Here is a 17,759-nt window from a genome sequence, read left to right as displayed (position 1 = left end):
AGCACGTGTGCGACACCTACGTGGCCAACCTGCGGAAACTGGTGGACGGACCCGACGCCGACCTCCGCGCGGAGCTGTTCAGCGCGTGGCTGCTGGGGATCAGCGTGGTCCGCTCGGTCGTGCGCGGCGAGGCGCTGTCGACCACCACCGCGGCCGAGGTGTCGCCCTACTTCGACCAGGTGGCGGACGTGCTGCTCGGCAGGTCGTGACGGGCGGCCCGGCACTCCGCAATCCCGTCGCCCGGCCCGCGCCGCCGCCCTAGGGTTGGCCGGATGGACATGACCACCGCCGCCGTTCCCCACTCCCTCGCCCACCTGACGCCGCTGCTGCCCGCTCCCCCGGCGCGGATCCTGGAGGCGGGCTGCGGGCGGGGCGCGCTGGCCGCCGCGCTGGCGGAGCTGGGCTACCGGGTCACCGGTGTCGACCGCGACGCCGAGGTGGCCGCCGCGGCGGGTGCGCGCGGTGTGCCGGTGATCCACGCCGACGTGCTCGACGTCTCCGGCGAGCACGACGTCGTGCTGTTCACCCGATCACTGCACCACGCCGAGGACCTGGACGGCGTCCTCGCCCACGCCGCCTCGCTGCTCGCCCCGGACGGGCGGGTCGTGGTCGAGGAGTTCGCCTGGGAGCGCGTGGACCGCGCGGCGGCCGACTTCCTCTACGACAACCGCGCCCTGCTGGTCGCCGCGGGCCTGCTCGACGCCGACGCCCCCTCCGGTGACCTGCTCGACGACTGGGTCACCGGCCACGACTCCCTCCACACCGGGTCGGCCGTGCTGGCCGCGCTCGACCGCGTGGGATCGGACCCGACCACCGCGGCCACGCCCGTGCTGTGGCGCTTGCTCAACGGCCGCGGCGGCGCGTGGACGGAGCAGGTCACCGCCGTCCCCGGCGTCCTCGACGCCGTGCGCCGCGCCGAGGAACGCCGGATCGCCGCGGGCACGCTGCCCGCCGTCGGCTTCGTCGCGTCCGTCCGCCGCTGACGCGCGACCGGCCGGGCCGCCCGCACGCGTCCTCGTGGGTGGGCAGGCCGCGCGTGCGCGCTGGGCGACGCCGTGCTGGTCCGGACGGTGCACCTCGACGTCCCGCACGCCGGGTAGGCGTGGGCCGGGAACGACGACGGCGAGGAGCGACCCGCTCCCCGCCACCTCCAACGTATAGCGCACAGGGGGTCTTGCGGCAAGACCCCCTTCGTGCCGCACACTCTCCGCCCGCGGCCGGAACCCGCGGAAACAGGTCCCGGCTGGTGGACTGAACCACAGTCCGCGGACCAGCGGTGCGAACGAGGAGCGGGACATGCCCGACGGGGCGGACGAAGGCGATCGGACGGGCGGGCACGTGCTCGGTCTGGAGGAGTTGGACCGGACGGGGGTCGCGGTCGGCGGTGGCAAGGGGGCGCACCTTGGTGAGCTGTCGCGGATCGAGGGGGTGCGCGTACCGCCCGGCTTCTGCGTGACGACGGACGCCTTCCGGCGGGTCGTGGAGAGCGAGCCCTCGATCGGCGAGCGGCTGGACCGGCTGGCAGACCTGGCCCCGGACGACCGGGACGGGATCCGGGCGCTCAGCGAGGAGGTCCGGCGGATCGTCGAGGGCGTCGTCGTCCCGGAGGACCTGGCGGCGGGGATCACCGACGCGCTGGCCGGGCTCGGCGAGGGCACCGCCTGCGCGGTCCGGTCGAGCGCGACGGCGGAGGACCTGCCGGGGGCGTCCTTCGCGGGCCAGCAGGACACGTACCTGAACGTCGTGGGCCCGGAGGCGGTCCTCCGGCACGTCAGCCGGTGCTGGGCGTCGCTGTTCACCGAGCGGGCCGTGACCTACCGGCTGCGCAACGGTTTCGACCACCGGAAGGTCCGCATGGCCGTCGTCGTGCAGCGGATGGTCGTCCCGCTGGCGTCGGGCGTGCTCTTCACGGCCGACCCCGTGACGTCCAACCGGAAGGTCGCCTCGGTCGAGGCCGTGTTCGGCCTCGGCGAGGCGCTGGTCTCCGGTCTGGTGAACGCGGACTCCTACCGGGTGCGGGACGGCGAGGTGGTCTCCAGGTCGATCGCCACCAAGGCGGTCGCCCTGCACGGCGTCCCCTCGGGCGGGACGCGGGAGCGGGCGGTCGAGCCCGACCAGCGGGAACGGCCCGCGCTGACCGACGAGCAGGTCGTGCGGCTGGTGCGGCTCGGCAGGCGGATCGAGGCGCACCTCGGCAGCCCCCAGGACGTCGAGTGGTGCCTGGTCGACGACGACTTCCAGATCGTCCAGAGCCGACCGATCACGACGCTGTTCCCCGTTCCCGAGACCGACGACGACCAGAACCACGTCTACGTATCCGTCGGTCACCAGCAGATGATGACCGACCCCATGAAGCCCCTCGGGCTCTCGGTGTGGCAGCTGACGACCCGGAGGCCGATGGCCGTGGCGGGTGGTCGGCTGTTCGTCGACGTCACCCGCGACCTCGCCTCACCCACCAGCCGCGCCGACCTCCTGGACGCGCTGGGGACGTCCGACCCGCTGATGGGGGACGCGCTGCGGACCGTCCTCGACCGCGACGGCTTCGTGCCGTCGCTCCCGGACTCCGAGGCCGTCGCCCGGATCCCCGGCGCCACGCCGTCGACGATCGAGACCGATCCGGCCCTCGTCACCGAGCTCGTCGAGCGCGGCGAGGCGTCCACCGCCGCGGCGGAGCGCGAGATCCGGACGAGGTCGGGGCCCGCGCTGTTCGACTTCATCCTGGAGGACTTCCAGGAGCTGCGCGGGGCCGTGTTCGAACCGCGGAGCCTCCAGGTGATCGTGGCGGCGATGCAGGCGACGGCGTGGCTCACCGAGCACCTGGGCGACTGGCTGGGCGAGAAGACCGCGGCCGACACGCTCACCCAGTCCGTCCCGCACAACGTCACGTCGGAGATGGGGCTGGCGCTCCTCGACGTCGCGGACGTGGTCCGCCCGCACCCGGAGGTCGTCGCCTTCCTGGACGACACCACCGACGACGACTTCCTCGACGGGCTGGCCGCGCTCCCCGGCGGGCCGCAGGCGCGGGACGCCATCGCGGCCTACCTGCGCCGGTACGGGATGCGGTGCGTCGGCGAGATCGACATCACCAGGCCGCGGTGGGGCGAGCGGCCCACCACCCTGCTGCCCGTGCTCCTCACCAACGTCAGGAACTTCGAGCAGGGCGCCGGTGGGCGGCGCTTCGAGCAGGGGCGGCAGGAGGCGTGGAAGAAGGAGCAGGAGGTGCTGGAGCGCCTGCGGGTCCTGCCCGGCGGTGAGCGCAGGGCCGAGGAGACCAAGCGGATGATCGACCGCGTCCGGACCTTCAGCGGGTACCGCGAGTACCCCAAGTACGTGATGGTCAGCCGCTACGCGCTCTACAAGCGGGCGCTGCTCGGCGAGGCCGAGCGGCTGGTGCGGGCGGGTGTGCTCGGTGCGGCGGAGGACGTGTTCTTCCTGACGTTGCAGGAGTTCCACGACGCCGTGCGCGCGAACCGGGTCGACGACGCGCTCATCCGCCTGCGTGAGGAGGAGTTCCGGTCCTACCGGGCGCTCACGCCACCCCGCGTGCTCACGTCGGACGGCGAGGCCGTCACCGGGGCGTACCGGCGGGACGACCTGCCCGCGGGCGCGCTGGTCGGCCTGCCGGTGTCGGCCGGGACCGTCGAGGGGCGGGCACGGGTCGTCCTGGACATGGCGGAGGCCGACGTCGAACCGGGTGACATCCTCGTCACCGCTCACACGGACCCGAGCTGGTCGCCGCTGTTCGTCGCGATCACGGGCCTGGTGACCGAGGTCGGGGGCCTGATGACCCACGGCGCGGTGATCGCGCGGGAGTACGGCCTGCCCGCCGTCGTCGGGGTGGAGGGCGCCACGCGCCTGATCCGGGACGGGCAGCGGATCCGGGTGAACGGGGCCGACGGGTACGTGGAGGTCCTCGCCGAGCCGTGACCGACCGGCGCCCGCCACGTCAGTGCGTGGCGGGCAGCCCGGCCGCGGTGGCGGCGATCATCCGCCGCAGCGTCGGCCGGAACGGCGGGAACACCCGCGCGATCTCCGGTTCGCGGTCGTAGAGCTGCCGCAGCGCCTCCGGGGGCCGGGTCAGCGGGAACAGCTTCGCGACGAACGCGCTGGAGGCCATGACCAGCGACGCGCCGTCGGTGGCGGTCAGCTCCGGGCAGGCGGCGGTGATCCGCCCGCCCACCGCGAAGTAGGTCTCGATGGCCCACAGCTTGTAGACGCGCAGGGCGTCGACCGAGACGTTGTGCTCCAGCATCGTCTCGGCGTGGGTGGTGAGGTCGCAGTACAGGGGCCGGTCGGCGTAGGCGTCGGCCAGCGCGTCCGCCGTCGCGGCGAAGCCGCTCGCCCCGTGCAGCGCGGCTCCGACGGCGGCGGCCCACTCCGAGCCCTCCCGCATCGTCAGCTGGAGGTAGATCTCCTCGCGGGTGCCGAAGTAGCGCAGCACGTTGGACTTGGCCAGCCCGACCGCGGCGGCGATGTCGCCCAGGGTGACCTGGGCGACGCCCGAGTCCTGTGCGAGCTCGCCCGCGATGGCGAGGATGGTCTCGCGCCGCTGGTTCTTCTGCTCCGGGCGCCTGGCCCGCTGGAACGACGCTCCCATGACAGCCATCACCCTAGCCCCAGCTTAACGGAACAACGTTCTCTTGTTAAGGAGATGGTGTTCTAATAACATTCGCCCATCCCCTCCCCCGCTCCGAACGGCAGGCACATGACCAGCAGCACCGACCTCGGCCGGACCGTCGACGACTTCGTCGCGGCCTTCAACGACCCGGCCCCCGACCTCGACCGGGTCATGTCCTTCTTCGCCGAGGACGCGCGCTACCTGCCGGGCCACGGCCCCGAACTGCGCGGTCTCGCGGCGATCAGGGCGGAGTTCGCGCCGCAGTTCGCCGGTCGCTACGGCGCGATGACGTTCGACGTGTACGACACCGTGATCGACGAGACCCGCGGCCGGGCGACGATCAGGTGGGCGTGCAAGCTGGACCTGAGGGGGGCGCACGGCAAGCGCGCGACGGCACCGCTGCGCTGGTTCGCCCGCCTGCGCCACGGCGGCCGGATCCAGTGGCACGGCTTGGACGTCTTCCACTTCGACGCGGCGGGACGCATCACCGGCAAGTTCACCTACGCGACCTTCCGGCTGCCGCTCTGGGAACGGGGTAGCTGACGGCGGGTACGCCCGACGATCTCGCGGGTGCGCCGACCCGGCGCGTCGATCACGTCATCCGCCCGTTCACCGGACCTCGTCGGCCGGGGCCGTCCGGCGCGGGAGCCCCGGACTCAGCCCCGCCACCGCGAGCCGGAACAGCCGGTTCGCCTGGGCGGTCGGGTCGGGGTGGTGCTCGGTGGCCATGGTGATGCCTACCGCCAGCGCGATCAGGTCGGCCACGGTGACGTCCGGCGCCACGGCGCCGTCCCGCGCGGCTCGGTCGAGCATGGGCTCCGCCGCCGCGGACAGCGCCGCCGCGCAGGAGTTCTCGTGCACGGAGTCGACCGCGGAACCGTCGTAGGCCAGCGCGGCGGCCAACCCCCTCGCGTCGACGCAGTAGGCGACGACCTCGCCCATCCAGTCCAGCAGGGCGGTGCGGCTGTCTCCGGCGTCCGCCAGCTCGCGGGCGCGGGCGGCCAGTGCGTCGATGCGGGTGTGGGACACGGCTTCCAGCAGCGCGCGGCGGGTGGGGAAGTGCCTGCGCACGGTGGCCGAGCCGACCCCGGCCGTGCGGGCGATCTGCTCCAGCGAGGCGTTCGCGCCGTGGGCGGCGACCTCCTGCTCGGCCACGGAGAGGATGCGCGCGTAGTTGCGCACCGCGTCGGCGCGCTGACGATCCGGCATGGCGTCCTCTCCGAACCTGGACAACTGGCGGGCCCCGCCACATCGTAGCGGACGCCAAACGGCGGGCCCCGCCGTTCAATCGGACCCAGGGGTCCTCCACATGGACGTCACCGCGGGGGGCTCGTGGCACTTCGGGTTCTCCATGACCCCGGCCATCCCCGAGATGCTGCTCGACGGCCACCAGGAGGAGTTCTTCCGGTCGGCGTTCGACGCCAGGAGCACGCCGTCGACGTTCGGCGACGAGGACATCGCCTACCACGCCAAGGCCTACGAGGGCCGGGACCGGCTCCGCGGCGGCTTCGAGCACTACCGCACCCTGCTCGACGACGGCCGGGAGAACCGGGCGGCGCTCGCCACGCGCCGCCCCACCGCACCGGTCCCGTCGATCGGGGACAGGGACTCCGTGGCGGACGGCACCACCGAGGCCCTGCGGCCCCACGCCGACGACCTCACCGGGCTCGTCGCCCCCACCGGCCACTTCGCGGCGGAGGAGGCCCCGGAGTGGTTCGTGCGCACCCTGCTCGACTACCTGGCGGCCACGCCGAGAACCGCGGCCGACCGGGTCTGCGCCCCCTAGCGTCCGGCGTCGGGGATCCAGCCGCCGTGGAACCCGAGCGGCACCCGGCGGGGCAGGTGGACGGTCGCGACCGGACCGGCGGCCACGTCGCTCGCGTCGAGCACGACGAGGCTCGCCGCGTCGGCCGTCCGGTGGGCCACGATCGAGAGCAACCACCCGTCGTCCTCGCGGGTGGCCCCCCGCGCCGGGACGAACTCGGCCTCGCCGGGGATCCACGACGGGTCGAAGACCCACGTGTCACGCGTGCCGCGGACGGTGTCGTACTTGATGATCGCGGGCTTGTTCCTGTCGTCGATCATCAGCGGGGCGGTGACGGCGTACACGGTGTCGCTCGCGAGCCCGGTGCGGTCGTCGTTGATCGTGGGGAACTCCACGTCCAGGTCGTCCACCGCCTCCTCGCCCGCCGTCCCCGCGGCGACGTCGAGCGTCCAGCGGTAGAGGTTGGCCCCGGATCCCGCCACCACCGCCGACGGCGAGGAGACCCCGCCGAGACCGGTCCAGATCCGGTCGAACGTGGCCGGGGTGTAGCGGACGGCCTCGACCACGATCCGTCCCGGCGCGGCCTCCTTCGCGTTCGCCACGTGGAAGGCGTAGCCCGGCTCGACGTCGATCCACCGCACGTCGGCGTCGCCGCCGTCGCGGGGCATCACCCCGATCCGCGCGCCGTGGGCGTCCGACCAGCGGAACGGGATCCCCGGCCGGGAGCGCAGCCCCTGGTCGAACACGACGGGGAGGTCCAGCCACACGACGTGGTTCTCGGTGATCGCGAAGTCGTGCATCATCGTCGGCCGCGGCACGGTGATCGGGGTGCTGCGCACGAGGTCACCCGCGGCCGTGACGTGGTGGAACGTCAGGTGGGGCGGCTGGAGGCCCACGCCGAACAGGTACAGGTCACCGGTCGCCGGGTCGACCTTCGGGTGCGCGGTCATGGCGGTGCGCAGCTTCCCGTGGAAGTCCCAGGGGCCGACGGTGTCGAGGTCCTCGGTGACCTCCCACGGCACGCCGTTCTCCACCAGCGTGAGGATCCTGCCCGCGTGGTGGATCACGCTCGTGTTGGCCGTGGTGCACGTCAGCGCGCTCAGCGGATCGGTCCGGTCGGGACGCGCGCCGTCCGCCAGCGGCGTGCGCACCCACCGGTTGCGGTACCACGTCGCCCGCCCGTCGACGATCCGGACGCCGTGCAGCATCCCCTGCCCGGCGAAGTTGTGGCCGGGGTCGGTTCCGGGCAGCGGGTTGGGGCCGTTGCGGAGGTAGCGCCCGGCCAGTTCGGCGGGCAGGTGGCCCGACACGTCGAGGTCGACGGCGTCCGCCTCGTCCGGAACGGGGGCGAAACCACCGCTGAGGTAGGCGGGTCGCAGATCGGCCGTCATCGTCCAACTCCTTCTCACGTCGGGATTGACCGGACCGAACGTACCGTCGAACTAAACACCTGTATAGAACCAGTTCTTCAGCGGAAGAACGCTCAGTTGTCACCGCTGGTAAACGGCCGTATAGTTCCTCCGGTGACGAGCCAGGACACGCCGCGGCGCCGCCGGAACAAGCCGGGCGAGGGAGGGCGGCTGCGAGAGGAAACGCTGGTGGCGGCGTTCGAGGTCCTGCACGAGGAGGGCGCGGTCGAGGCCGTGACGCTGCGCGCGGTCGCCGCGCGGGCGGGTATCACGGCACCCGCGCTGTACGGTCACTTCCGCGACGTCACGCACCTGCACAGCGAATTGCGGACCCGCGCGTTCGAACAACTGCTCGACGCCTGCGACGCGGCGGCGGAGGGGATCACCGATCCCGTCGACGCCCTCCACCTGCGCGCGGAGACGATCGTGGCCAGGGGCATCGAGTTCCCCGGCCGCCACCTGCTCATGTTCACCCGGATCGACGACGCGTCCAACGACGCGGGCCACCGGACGTTCGACAGGCTCGTCGCGGTGGTCCAGTCCTGCGTCGCCGCGGGCCGGTCGGCCAGCACGGACCCGGCGGAGGACGGCGCCTACCTGCTGGCCGCGCTCAACGGCCTCGTCATGACCAGGACGACCATGACCGGGTTCCCGTGGCCCGCGCTGCGCCAGTCCGTCCACGAGATCACGCGGCGGATCGCGCGGATCGTCGACGCGCCCTGAGCCCGCCCGGCGCGGGGCCCGCGATCAGGTCCGGGGCGGGTACTGCTGGGACTGCCGCACGTCCTGGGGCCGCCCCCCGAACGACCCGTTCGCCTGCTGGAGCAGCCGGGTCGCGTCCTCCCCGGCCACGCGGTTCGCCAGACCGCAGAACGTGCACTGCGTGCTGTACCTGGTCTTGACCGGGAACAGCGGGACGAAGAACAGCGTGAACTTCGTGACCGCCTTGTGCAGCGGGTGCGCCACCGGGTTGCCGCACCTCGGGCAGAGCAGCGTCAGCACCGCCAGGACGAAGACCTTGGTCCGAAAGCCGAAGATCACCACGTCGTACTCCCTCGACTCGTCCGACCCGGCCCCCAGCCTACCCAGCGCCGGGCCGCGGCAATCCCCTCAGCCGAAGAGGTCGTCGCAGGTGAGCTTGTGGCCGGGCAGGGAGGGGTCGGGGCGGGGGCGCAGCCCGTCGAGCATCAGCGCCATGCAGCGCTCGGCCGCGCCCTCGACCCCGTCGACCCTCTTCGGGAGCTGCCGCGTGAGGAGCACGATCAGCATCGCCACGTCCCCGGTGCCGACGTCGGGCCGCACCTGCCCCTCCTCCTGGGCACCCGTGACCATCCGGTCGAGGTCGGAGAGCAGGACGCGGCGGAACCGCTCGGTCGTCGGGTCGCCCCGGATGATCGCGCCCGCCTGCTCGGAGATCATGGCGAGGTGGACGCTGAGCCGGAGCTCCCGCGAGTACCGCACGAACCGGACGAGCGCGTCCCAGGACGTCGGCTCCTCGTCGATGCAGGCCCGCGCCTCGGTCAGCGCACGGGTGAAGCTGTCCAGGGCGACCTCGCGGATCAGCGTCTCGCGGTCGGGGAACCTCCGGTAGAGCGTGCCGACGCCGACGCCCGCCGAGCGCGCGATCTCCTCCATCGGCGCCTGCGGCCCCTGGGCGACGAAGATCGTCCGGGCGGCGGCGATGATCTGGTCGCGGTTGCGCCTGGCGTCGGCGCGCAGCGGTGCACCGGGGTCGACTGCCATGTCACCGCGCCTCTCCGCTCGAATCGGGGCCCGATTCTCGCACGGGGTGATCACAACCGGGCGTACCGGAAATCGGGGGAGCTTCACCCCGAAGCAGGTGGACGGTTTTCGTCCGCTTCGCTAGCGTGGAAATCAAGCGGAAGGTAATCCTCCGCTTACTGACGGTTCCACAGGAGGAGATCGCCATGACGGAAGCGCTCCAGATCCGGCCCGAACAGTTCCCCCTGTCGAGGGAGTGCCCGTTCTCCCCGCCCAAGGAGTACCGCGAGATCCGCGAGCAGGAGCCGATCGCGAGGGTCCACCTGCCCGACGGGAAGTGGGCCTGGGCGGTCACGCGCCACGAGGACGTCCGGGCGATGCTGTCCGACCCGCGGTTCAGCTCGGACCGGACGAACCCGAACTTCCCGGTGATGACCACCGGCGGGCGGATCCGGCCGGACGACGACAAGGCCGAGAAGTCCCTCATCTCCATGGACACGCCCGAGCACGGACCCGCCAGGCGCGCGGTGCTCGGCGAGTTCACCGTCCGCCGCATGGAGGCGCTGCGCCCGCGCATCCAGGAGATCGTCGACGAGCGGATCGACGCGATCCTGGCCGGGCCCAAGCCCGCGAACCTGGTGGAGGAACTCTCCCTCCCCGTGCCCTCGCTGGTGATCTGCGAACTGCTCGGGGTGCCCTACAGCGACCACGAGTTCTTCCAGGAGCACACCGCGACGATGGTCAACCGGCTGAGCGCCGCCGAGGACCGGCACGCCGCGCTCCAGGCCATCGAGGGCTACCTCAGCGACCTGATCGCGGTGAAGGAGAAGGATCCCAGCGAGGACGACCTCCTCGGCAGGCAGATCACCAAGGGCCGCGCGGAGGGCACCTACCGGCACGAGGCGTTGGTGGCCATGGCCTTCCTCCTCCTGGTCGCCGGGCACGAGACCACCGCGAACATGATCTCGCTCGGCACGGTGGCGCTGCTGGAGAACCCCGACCAGCTCGCGCTCGTCAAGGCCGACCCGACGAAGACGCTGCCCGCGGTGGAGGAACTGCTGCGGTACTTCACCATCGTCGACGCCGTCACCGCGCGGGTGGCGACCGAGGACCTGGAACTGGGCGGGGTCACCATCCGGGCGAACGAGGGCGTGCTCGGCCTCAGCTTCGCCGCCAACCGCGACCCGGAGGCCTTCGAGAACCCCGACAGCCTGGACGTCGAGCGCGGCGCCCGGCACCACGTCGCGTTCGGTTTCGGCGCGCACCAGTGCCTCGGCCAGAACCTGGCCCGCATGGAGCTCCAGATCGTCATCGACACCCTGTTCCGCCGCATCCCCGACCTCGCCGTCGCCGAGCCGCTGGAGCGGTTGCCGTTCAAGGACGAGGCGGCGATCTACGGCCTCTACTCGCTGCCGGTCACCTGGTAGCCGGTCCGACACCGGCACCGGGTCGGCGCCCGACGAGCCGCGGTCACGCGATCGAAACCCTCCGAGGTGGATGTCCACCCGTTCGGACCAGCTTGGATCCGCCCAGTCTGGCTATTCCCCCTAGAGCGGCGCGAAAACAGACGAATGCGGGTGAGGTCGTGGGCGACCGGCTGGCTGTCAGGCAGTGCGTTCCTCCTGTCCCACCGCGTCCCGGACGGCGGCTGGACCCGGTGACCCAGATGGACACGTGGTGGAAGTGGTTCGGCCGCACCTCGGGAACCGAGTGGGACATCAGCGTGGCCGACGGGTTCCCGTCGACCGTGGACGTCGTGGTGACCAGGAACGCCTACCTGATCACCACGTCGATGACCGGCGTGCGCCGGGAGGACCTGCTCGTGGACGTCCGCAACCACGACGTGCGCCCCGACGGCGGACTCGTCGAACGCGAACGCGTCGGCATCACGATCCGCCGAACCCTTCCCCCGCACGACTTCCACTGCTGCGCGACCCTGCCGGTGAACGTCGGGGCGCACCGCATCGACGCCTGGCTCGACGACGGCGTCATCGTCATCCGCGTCCCCGTCGACGGCACCCACCGAGGCCGGTGACCCGCCCCCAGCGGGCCACCGGCCGAACCCCACCGCCAACGAGCCACCCGGTCCAGCGCCGCCACCTCGCGCACCGCCGCCGCCACAGCCCGGAAATCCTTGCGCGGAACCGCACCGCGGTTGCTCGGGACCTTCGCGCTGATCCTGATGTTCGGGTTGCGCCCGACCACCCCGCCAGGGCTCGCGCGGATGCGCTCCTGCTCGTCGCCCTTGCTCCCGAGCGACGAGCCCGAGGCGTTCACGCACCGCGTCGGCACGACGATCCCGTCCAGCACCGGCCCCAGCGCGCGCTCGCGGGCGATCTCGCCCACCTCGATACCGCTGTCGGCCACCTGCTCGGCGGACATCCGCGGGGCCAGGCCGACCGGGCGCAGCAGCGTCACCAGCCAGCCCAGCCGCCGCCACAGCGCCCGCATGCGCTCGACGTCGACCTCGTCGATCCGGTCGTGGGGCCGGGCACCGTCGACCGGCACCACGCCGGTCCACGCCACCGCGGTCGAGGACGCGCCTGCCGTCGTCGTGCCTCCCCCCTGCTCACCCGTCGGACACCCCACTACTCTGCGGTACTTGGTGGCAGTACACGGCACCGCTGACTACCAGTGCATAGCAGCGCTCACTAGCGGCGGAACCGGCTTGCGCCTCAAGCCGGTTGAGGTACCAGGGTGGTCCCCGTGAACGACCACGAGCTGTACTCCATCGGAGACGCCGCGCGCCGCAGCGGCCTGAGCGTGAGCGCGGTCCGGTTCTACGCCGACGCCGGGCTCATCGAGCCCACGCACCTCAACGGGTCCGGTCACCGGATGTACGACATCCACGCCATCGCCCGGCTGGAACTCGTCCGGACGCTGCGCGACCTCGACACCGCCCTCGACGACGTCCGCCGCCTGATCGAGGGCGGCGTCACCCTGCACGACCTGCTCACCACGCACCTGGAGGTCGTCGAGCGCCAGGAGCGCACCCTGCGCGCCAAGCGGGCCGTGCTCAGGACCCTGATCAAGCAGGGCGGCACGACCGCGCAGGCCGACCTGATGCACAAGCTGGTCTCGATGACCGACGAGGAGCGCGAGCAGGCGGTCGACGACTTCTGGAACGACGTCAGCGAGGGCCTGGACGTGGCCGAGGGCTTCGTGGACCGGTTGCGGGCGAACCGCCCCGTCCTGCCGTCGGACCCCACCGCCGCACAGCTGGAGGCGTGGATCGAGCTGGCCGACCTGGTGTCCGACCAGGCGTTCCGCGACGCCGTGCGCACCTACCTGCGGGACACCTACTCCACGCCGGAGGCCAGGACCGTGACGAGCGAGCCGTTCCAGGACTTCGTGCACGTGACCGGGGCCTCGCTCATGGAGGAACTCCTCGCGGCCCACCGCGCCGGGGAGCCACCCCGGTCGCCGTGGGCCCAGCACGCCGCCACGCGCTTCCTGGAGGCGGTGACCGCGCTGTCCGGCAGGCCGCTCACGGCCGAGGCCCGCGACCGGATGGCCGACGGGTACCGGCAGATCCCCGAGATCGTGCGCCGGATGGCCGAGGAGGACGCCGCGTCCGGCGGCCCCGTCTACGACGACACCCACGGCCGCTACCTGGCGCTGGTGGCGCGGATCAACGGGACCCCGAGCGCCGACGGCCACGACATCCCCTACACGTGGATCGCCGACGCCATGGGGGCCGTGGAACCGACCCCCTAGTGCCACCGAGACGGGCGGGCCGCCCGTCAGGCGCGGGCGCCCCGTCGACGCGCAGCACGGTCCCGGACACGAACGACGCGCGGTCGCCGAGCAGCCACGCCGCCGCCTCGGCGCCCCGGCCGGGTCGGCGCCCCGGCCCAGCGGCGTCCCCGCGACCAGCGGCTCGGGCAGTCCGGGCGGGTGCGCCACCAGGGTGTCCATCATCTCGGTCTCGGTGTCGCGGCCCTGCGGCCGCCGCCGGTCATCGGCACCCAGCGCGTGGACGTGCCCGGCTGACCGGCGAGACAAACTATCCAATCCTGGACCAAATGTATAAGGTCGAGACCATGCTCGACCTCGAAGCCATCAGGGGCGCCGCCGAACGGATCGACGGTGTCGCGCTCCGGACCCCCGTCCTGACCTCCTCCACCCTCGACCGGGACACCGGCACGACCGCGTTCCTCAAGGCGGAGAACTTCCAGCGCGTCGGCGCCTTCAAGTTCCGCGGCGCCTACAACGCGCTCTCCCGGCTGACGCCCGCGCAGCTCGCCACCGGCGTCGCCGCGTACTCCTCCGGCAACCACGCCCAGGCGGTCGCCCTGGCGGCGCGGCTCAGGGGCACGAAGGCCGTCATCCTGATGCCCGAGGACACCCCGGCCTCCAAGGTGGACGCCACCCGCGGCTACGGCGCCGAGGTCATCACCTACGACCGCTACACCGGCGACCGGGTGGCGCTGGGCGACCAGCTCGCGGAGGACCGCGGCCTGACCCTCATCCCGCCCTACGACCACCCCCACGTCATGGCGGGGCAGGGCACCGTCGCGCTCGAACTGCTGGAGGAGACCGGCCCGCTGGACGTCCTGCTCGTCCCGATCGGCGGCGGCGGGCTGATGGCGGGCTGCGCGACCGCCACCAGCCACCTCCACCCGAAGACCCGGATCGTCGGCGTCGAACCCGAGCGGGCCAACGACACCCAGCTCTCGCTGCGGAGCGGCGAGCGCGTGCGCATCCCCGTCCCGCGCACCATCGCCGACGGGCAGGCCACCGAGATCCCCGGCGAGCTGACGTTCGCGGTGAACCAGCGCCTGGTCGACGACGTCGTGCTGGTCGGCGACGACGAGATCCGCGCGGCGATGCGGTTCGCGTTCGAACGGCTCAAGGTCGTGCTCGAACCGAGCGGCGCGACGTCGCTCGCCGCGCTGCTCGGGGGCACCCTGTCCGGTCGCGTCGGCGTGGTCCTGTCCGGCGGCAACATCAGCGTCGAGCGCTTCCGCGACCTGCTCGCCTAGCCCCACCGTCCACATGCGACGGATCAACCACGGGCAAGCGCTTCCCTGACCTGCCCGAGCCACCGCACGCCCAGCTCGGGCCCGTCGGGGAACCGGTCGTCGCGGTCCCAGCGCCACGCCGTGGCGATCGCCAGCACGAGGGTCCGGCACGCGCGCAGCAGCTCCCGGTCGACGCCGGGGTAGTGCTCGCCGACCTCCTCGGGAGCGTGGGCGAGGTCGAACTCGACCGGGCCCCGGCAGCACGTCTCCAGGTCCACGAACAGCGGCCCGCCCGCCGTGCTGATCACGTTGCCGGGGTGCGGTTCGCCGTGCAGCACCTGGTCGGCACCGCCGTGCTCGACGACCACCCGGCCCAGGTCGCGCAGCGCGCCGCCGAGCAGTCCCCGCTCCTCGTCGGTGAGCGCCGGGGACCGGTCGCGGTCGGCCACGATCCGCCGCGCCTGCCCGACCCGTTCCGAGAAGTGCGGCGCGGGGAGGTCGAGCCCGCGCATCCCCGCGTGCAGCCGTTCGAGCGCGGCGGCGTAGTCGGCGGGCGAGACCCCCCGGTGCGGCACGGGTTCGTAGTAGGTCCACAGCGTGACCGCGAAACCGCCGTGCTCGTGGACGTGCGGCCGCTCCAGCGCTGCCACCGGGCTCCCGGATTCGCGCAACCGCAGGGCGAGGTCGACCTCGAACCGGGCGACCTGCTGGTCCGCGGGCGCCACCCTGGCCAGGACGTCGCACGGCAGCAGGCGCACGGTGAGCTTGTTGGAGTCGTGCAGAACGATCGTTTCGTCGACCGCGAGGCCGAGCGACCGCGCGATCGAGGTGGCCGCGGCCACCGCACGCGAGGCATCCGCTGTCCGCATCGCCGCGAAGCCCTCCCCAGCAGCACGATCGTCCGGCCACCGTACCTCCTTGAGAGCACGAACACCGTTGTGGATAAGGTCGCCCCTCCCACACGGCATCGGAAGGGGGCGGCCGGTGATCGGGCGCCTGGACGAGGACGACCTACAGCGGTGGCAGGACGGCGACGCGGCGGTCATGCGCGCCGAACTCGACCGGGCTCTCGCCGGCGGCCCACCTCCCGACCTCGACGACACGGTCCGCGCTCCCCAGCGCCCGCCACGGGAACGCCCCGCGCCGAACACCCGCCCCAGGGGCCGCGAGGCGGACGGCAGGCCGGGCGAACCGGTGGAACGGCCCTCGCGCCCCGTGAGCCTGACCTCGGACGCGGAGCTGATCGACTCGGTGCGGGGCGGGAAGATCCAGGCCTACGGCCAGCTCTACGCACGCCACGTCCACGCCGCCCACAACCTGGCCCGCCAGCTGGCCAGGTCGCCGATCGAGGCCGACGACCTGGTGGCGGACGCGTTCGCCAAGGTCCTCTCCGTGCTGTGCGGGGGCGGCGGCCCCGATTCGTCCTTCCGGGCGTACCTGCTGACCTCGTTGCGCCACACGGCCTACGACAAGGCGAGGCGGGACCGCAGGCTCGAACTGGCCGACGACGTGGAAGCCGTCTCGGGCGTCGCCGCCACCACCAGCCTGCCGTTCCACGACACGGCGGTGGCGCGGCTGGACCGGTCGCTGGCCGCCAGGGCGTTCGCGAGCCTGCCCGAGAACTGGCAGACCGTGCTGTGGCACACCGAGATCGAGGGCCAGACCCCGGCGCAGGTCGCGCCTCTGCTCGGCCTGACCCCCAACGGCGTCTCCGCGATGGCCTACCGGGCCCGCGAGGCCCTGCGGAAGGCCTACCTCCAGGCGCACGTGGCGGTGAACCCCTCCGAACGCTGCCGGGCGACGGCGGCCAAGCTGGGCGCCTGGACCCGCGGCGGCCTGTCCAAGCGCGAGACCGCCCAGGTCGAGGCGCACCTGGACGACTGCGCCGCCTGCCGGGCGCTGACGGCCGAACTGGCCGACGTCAACGGCGCGCTGCGCGCCGTCGTCGCGCCGCTGGTGCTCGGCGTCGGCACCACCGGCTACCTGGCCGCCGGAGCGGGCAAGGCGAACGCGGTCACGTCGCTCGTCGCGAGCACCGGAGCCTCGACGCCGCACTGGATCGGCGCGGTCGCCTCGACGGCGCTGCTCGCGATCACCATCGGCTCGGGGCTGGAGAGCCCGGAGGGCCCGGCCGAGGCCACGACCGTCGCCCAGGCCCCCGTGTCGGCCACCACCGCCCGGACGACGGAGGCCGCCGGGCAGCAGACCACCTCGTCCGCGCCCACCGGCACCACCTCGTCGTCATCGCCGGGTACGTCGACGGGCGAGTCGAGCGCCGTCGGACCGGCGGGCACGGCTGTCGCGCCACCGGGCACGGCCCCACCCGCGGCGCCCACCCTCGCGCCGAGCGCGCCCGCCGGGTTCACCACGTCCACCGGCGGACCGCCCACCGACTTCCCCATCACCATCCGCAACACCGGTTCCGCACCGGCGCCGCCCACGACGATGACGCTGTCGCTGCCCGACGACCTCAAGGTCGTGGGGCCGGGCAACAACCTCCGGGGCAGGAGGCTCGTCGGCCTCGACGGCGCCACGCAGACCGTCGGCTGCCCGGCGGGCAAGGTCACGGTGGTCTGCACGGCGGAGCAGGACCTCGCGCCGGGCGACTCGGTGACGTTCGTCTTCCGGCTGCTCGCGGGCCCGAAGGCCCAGAACGGCACGATCACCGCCACCACGGACTCCGACGTCCCGCTGGTCGTCGAGGTGCCCGTCACCATCACGCCGAAGAAGTAGGCCCCAAACGGTCCACAGTGGACCGGTTCGGCACTGCCGCTCCCACCGGAGGTCCTCCCAGCGCCCGGCGGCGATGTCCTCGCGGGTGCCGACGACGAGGTTCGGGGTGAACAGGCCGTGGTCGACGCCGTTGCCGGACACCTGGGCGAGGAGCACCGGCCCGTCCTGGTCCGGCGGGTCCCGCCGCTGGTCGGAGAACCCGCCCACCCGCGCGACGACGGAGGGCGACCGTCCGTTGTGGACTTTGCCCAGGACCGCGGCCGCGAAGCCGTCCAGCGGCTCGCCGCCGTCCAGGAACGCCCGCACCGCGGGGGCGCCGCGCCGGCCGTGGTCGATGGTCAGCCCCGGCAACGGGTACAGCGCGTGCGGCTCGCGCACCACCGCGCCCTCCGACGGCCGACGCTCCCCGGTCGGCACGCCCGCGGGGACGTGGAGGACGAGGGAACCCTCCGGCAGGTCCCCGTGCCTCACCAGCAGGACGCAGGGCCTCAGCGGCCCCGCCAACTCCTCCGCGACGTCCGCGGGAACCCCGTGCCGCCGGCCCAACC

Annotated in this window: 17 protein-coding genes; 11 read left to right on the top strand and 6 right to left on the bottom strand. The window is 73.0% G+C overall.

Annotated elements, in window-relative coordinates; translation table 11 throughout:
- From AC156L_RS24800 to rph, 3 genes are all read left to right on the top strand, one after another.
- On the top strand, window positions 1-209 hold a 209-nt coding region (locus tag AC156L_RS24800), incomplete at its 5' end, for a TetR/AcrR family transcriptional regulator (protein ID WP_484407303.1).
- 63 nt (window positions 210-272) lie between these two features.
- Window positions 273-983, top strand: a complete 711-nt coding sequence (locus tag AC156L_RS24795; protein WP_330879134.1) for a class I SAM-dependent methyltransferase — start codon at window positions 273-275, stop codon at window positions 981-983.
- 313 nt (window positions 984-1,296) lie between these two features.
- Window positions 1,297-3,927 (top strand): rifamycin-inactivating phosphotransferase, encoded by a 2,631-nt coding sequence (gene rph, locus AC156L_RS24790; protein ID WP_330879133.1) that lies wholly within the window; start codon window positions 1,297-1,299, stop codon window positions 3,925-3,927.
- A 19-nt stretch (window positions 3,928-3,946) separates the two neighbouring features.
- Here the strand turns inward: rph and AC156L_RS24785 are convergent, their stop codons facing one another.
- The gene (locus AC156L_RS24785) at window positions 3,947-4,606 is read right to left on the bottom strand and encodes a TetR/AcrR family transcriptional regulator (RefSeq protein WP_330879132.1); all 660 of its coding nucleotides are present in this window, start codon (window positions 4,604-4,606) and stop codon (window positions 3,947-3,949) included.
- A gap of 99 nt (window positions 4,607-4,705) precedes the next feature.
- Between AC156L_RS24785 and AC156L_RS24780 the strand changes: the two genes are divergently transcribed.
- Window positions 4,706-5,161, top strand: a complete 456-nt coding sequence (locus AC156L_RS24780) for a YybH family protein (protein ID WP_330879131.1) — start codon at window positions 4,706-4,708, stop codon at window positions 5,159-5,161.
- A 66-nt stretch (window positions 5,162-5,227) separates the two neighbouring features.
- On the opposite strand, the gene AC156L_RS24775 is transcribed toward AC156L_RS24780, so the two are convergent.
- On the bottom strand, window positions 5,228-5,827 hold the full coding sequence (locus AC156L_RS24775; RefSeq protein WP_330879130.1) for a TetR/AcrR family transcriptional regulator: 600 nt from the start codon (window positions 5,825-5,827) through the stop codon (window positions 5,228-5,230).
- Window positions 5,828-5,927: 100 nt separating this feature from the next.
- On the opposite strand from AC156L_RS24775, the gene AC156L_RS24770 reads away from it, so the two are divergent.
- Entirely contained in the window at window positions 5,928-6,404 is a 477-nt protein-coding gene (locus tag AC156L_RS24770) for a hypothetical protein (protein ID WP_330879129.1), read from the top strand.
- Here AC156L_RS24770 and AC156L_RS24765 read toward each other — a convergent pair.
- Window positions 6,401-7,774 (bottom strand): carotenoid oxygenase family protein, encoded by a 1,374-nt coding sequence (locus tag AC156L_RS24765; protein ID WP_330879128.1) that lies wholly within the window; start codon window positions 7,772-7,774, stop codon window positions 6,401-6,403. The two genes, AC156L_RS24770 and AC156L_RS24765, sit on opposite strands and share 4 nt — an antisense overlap.
- Before the next feature lie 132 nt (window positions 7,775-7,906).
- Here AC156L_RS24765 and AC156L_RS24760 point away from each other — a divergent pair, with 132 nt between their 5' ends.
- Window positions 7,907-8,515, top strand: a complete 609-nt coding sequence (locus AC156L_RS24760) for a TetR/AcrR family transcriptional regulator (RefSeq protein ID WP_330879127.1) — start codon at window positions 7,907-7,909, stop codon at window positions 8,513-8,515.
- Window positions 8,516-8,539: 24 nt separating this feature from the next.
- Here the strand turns inward: AC156L_RS24760 and AC156L_RS24755 are convergent, their stop codons facing one another.
- Both AC156L_RS24755 and AC156L_RS24750 read right to left on the bottom strand, forming a co-directional pair.
- Window positions 8,540-8,836, bottom strand: coding sequence for a zinc-ribbon domain-containing protein (locus AC156L_RS24755; protein WP_330879126.1), 297 nt, complete (start codon window positions 8,834-8,836; stop codon window positions 8,540-8,542).
- Window positions 8,837-8,902: 66 nt separating this feature from the next.
- Window positions 8,903-9,535 carry a TetR/AcrR family transcriptional regulator gene (locus tag AC156L_RS24750; protein WP_330879125.1) on the bottom strand — a complete coding sequence of 211 codons (633 nt, stop codon included), beginning with the start codon at window positions 9,533-9,535 and terminating at the stop codon, window positions 8,903-8,905.
- A 185-nt stretch (window positions 9,536-9,720) separates the two neighbouring features.
- On the opposite strand from AC156L_RS24750, the gene AC156L_RS24745 reads away from it, so the two are divergent.
- From AC156L_RS24745 to AC156L_RS24730, 4 genes are all read left to right on the top strand, one after another.
- Window positions 9,721-10,941, top strand: a complete 1,221-nt coding sequence (locus AC156L_RS24745; protein WP_330879124.1) for a cytochrome P450 — start codon at window positions 9,721-9,723, stop codon at window positions 10,939-10,941.
- Between the two features lie 239 nt (window positions 10,942-11,180).
- Window positions 11,181-11,549: an Hsp20/alpha crystallin family protein gene (locus AC156L_RS24740; RefSeq protein WP_414720038.1), complete on the top strand. Its 369-nt coding sequence runs from the start codon at window positions 11,181-11,183 to the stop codon at window positions 11,547-11,549.
- Window positions 11,550-12,220: 671 nt separating this feature from the next.
- Window positions 12,221-13,231, top strand: a complete 1,011-nt coding sequence (locus AC156L_RS24735) for a MerR family transcriptional regulator (RefSeq protein ID WP_330879122.1) — start codon at window positions 12,221-12,223, stop codon at window positions 13,229-13,231.
- A gap of 326 nt (window positions 13,232-13,557) precedes the next feature.
- A complete protein-coding gene (locus AC156L_RS24730; protein WP_330879121.1) occupies window positions 13,558-14,499 on the top strand; it encodes a pyridoxal-phosphate dependent enzyme in 942 nt (313 codons plus the stop codon).
- 23 nt (window positions 14,500-14,522) lie between these two features.
- On the opposite strand, the gene AC156L_RS24725 is transcribed toward AC156L_RS24730, so the two are convergent.
- A complete protein-coding gene (locus AC156L_RS24725; RefSeq protein ID WP_330879120.1) occupies window positions 14,523-15,347 on the bottom strand; it encodes an aminoglycoside phosphotransferase family protein in 825 nt (274 codons plus the stop codon).
- A 115-nt stretch (window positions 15,348-15,462) separates the two neighbouring features.
- Between AC156L_RS24725 and AC156L_RS24720 the strand changes: the two genes are divergently transcribed.
- Window positions 15,463-17,211 (top strand): sigma-70 family RNA polymerase sigma factor, encoded by a 1,749-nt coding sequence (locus tag AC156L_RS24720; protein WP_484407301.1) that lies wholly within the window; start codon window positions 15,463-15,465, stop codon window positions 17,209-17,211.
- Window positions 17,212-17,759: the final 548 nt, after the last annotated feature.

The organism is Umezawaea sp. (assembly GCF_057122925.1).
Note: the sequence above shows the minus strand (reverse complement) of the source record. Positions and strands in the feature narration are given on the sequence as shown.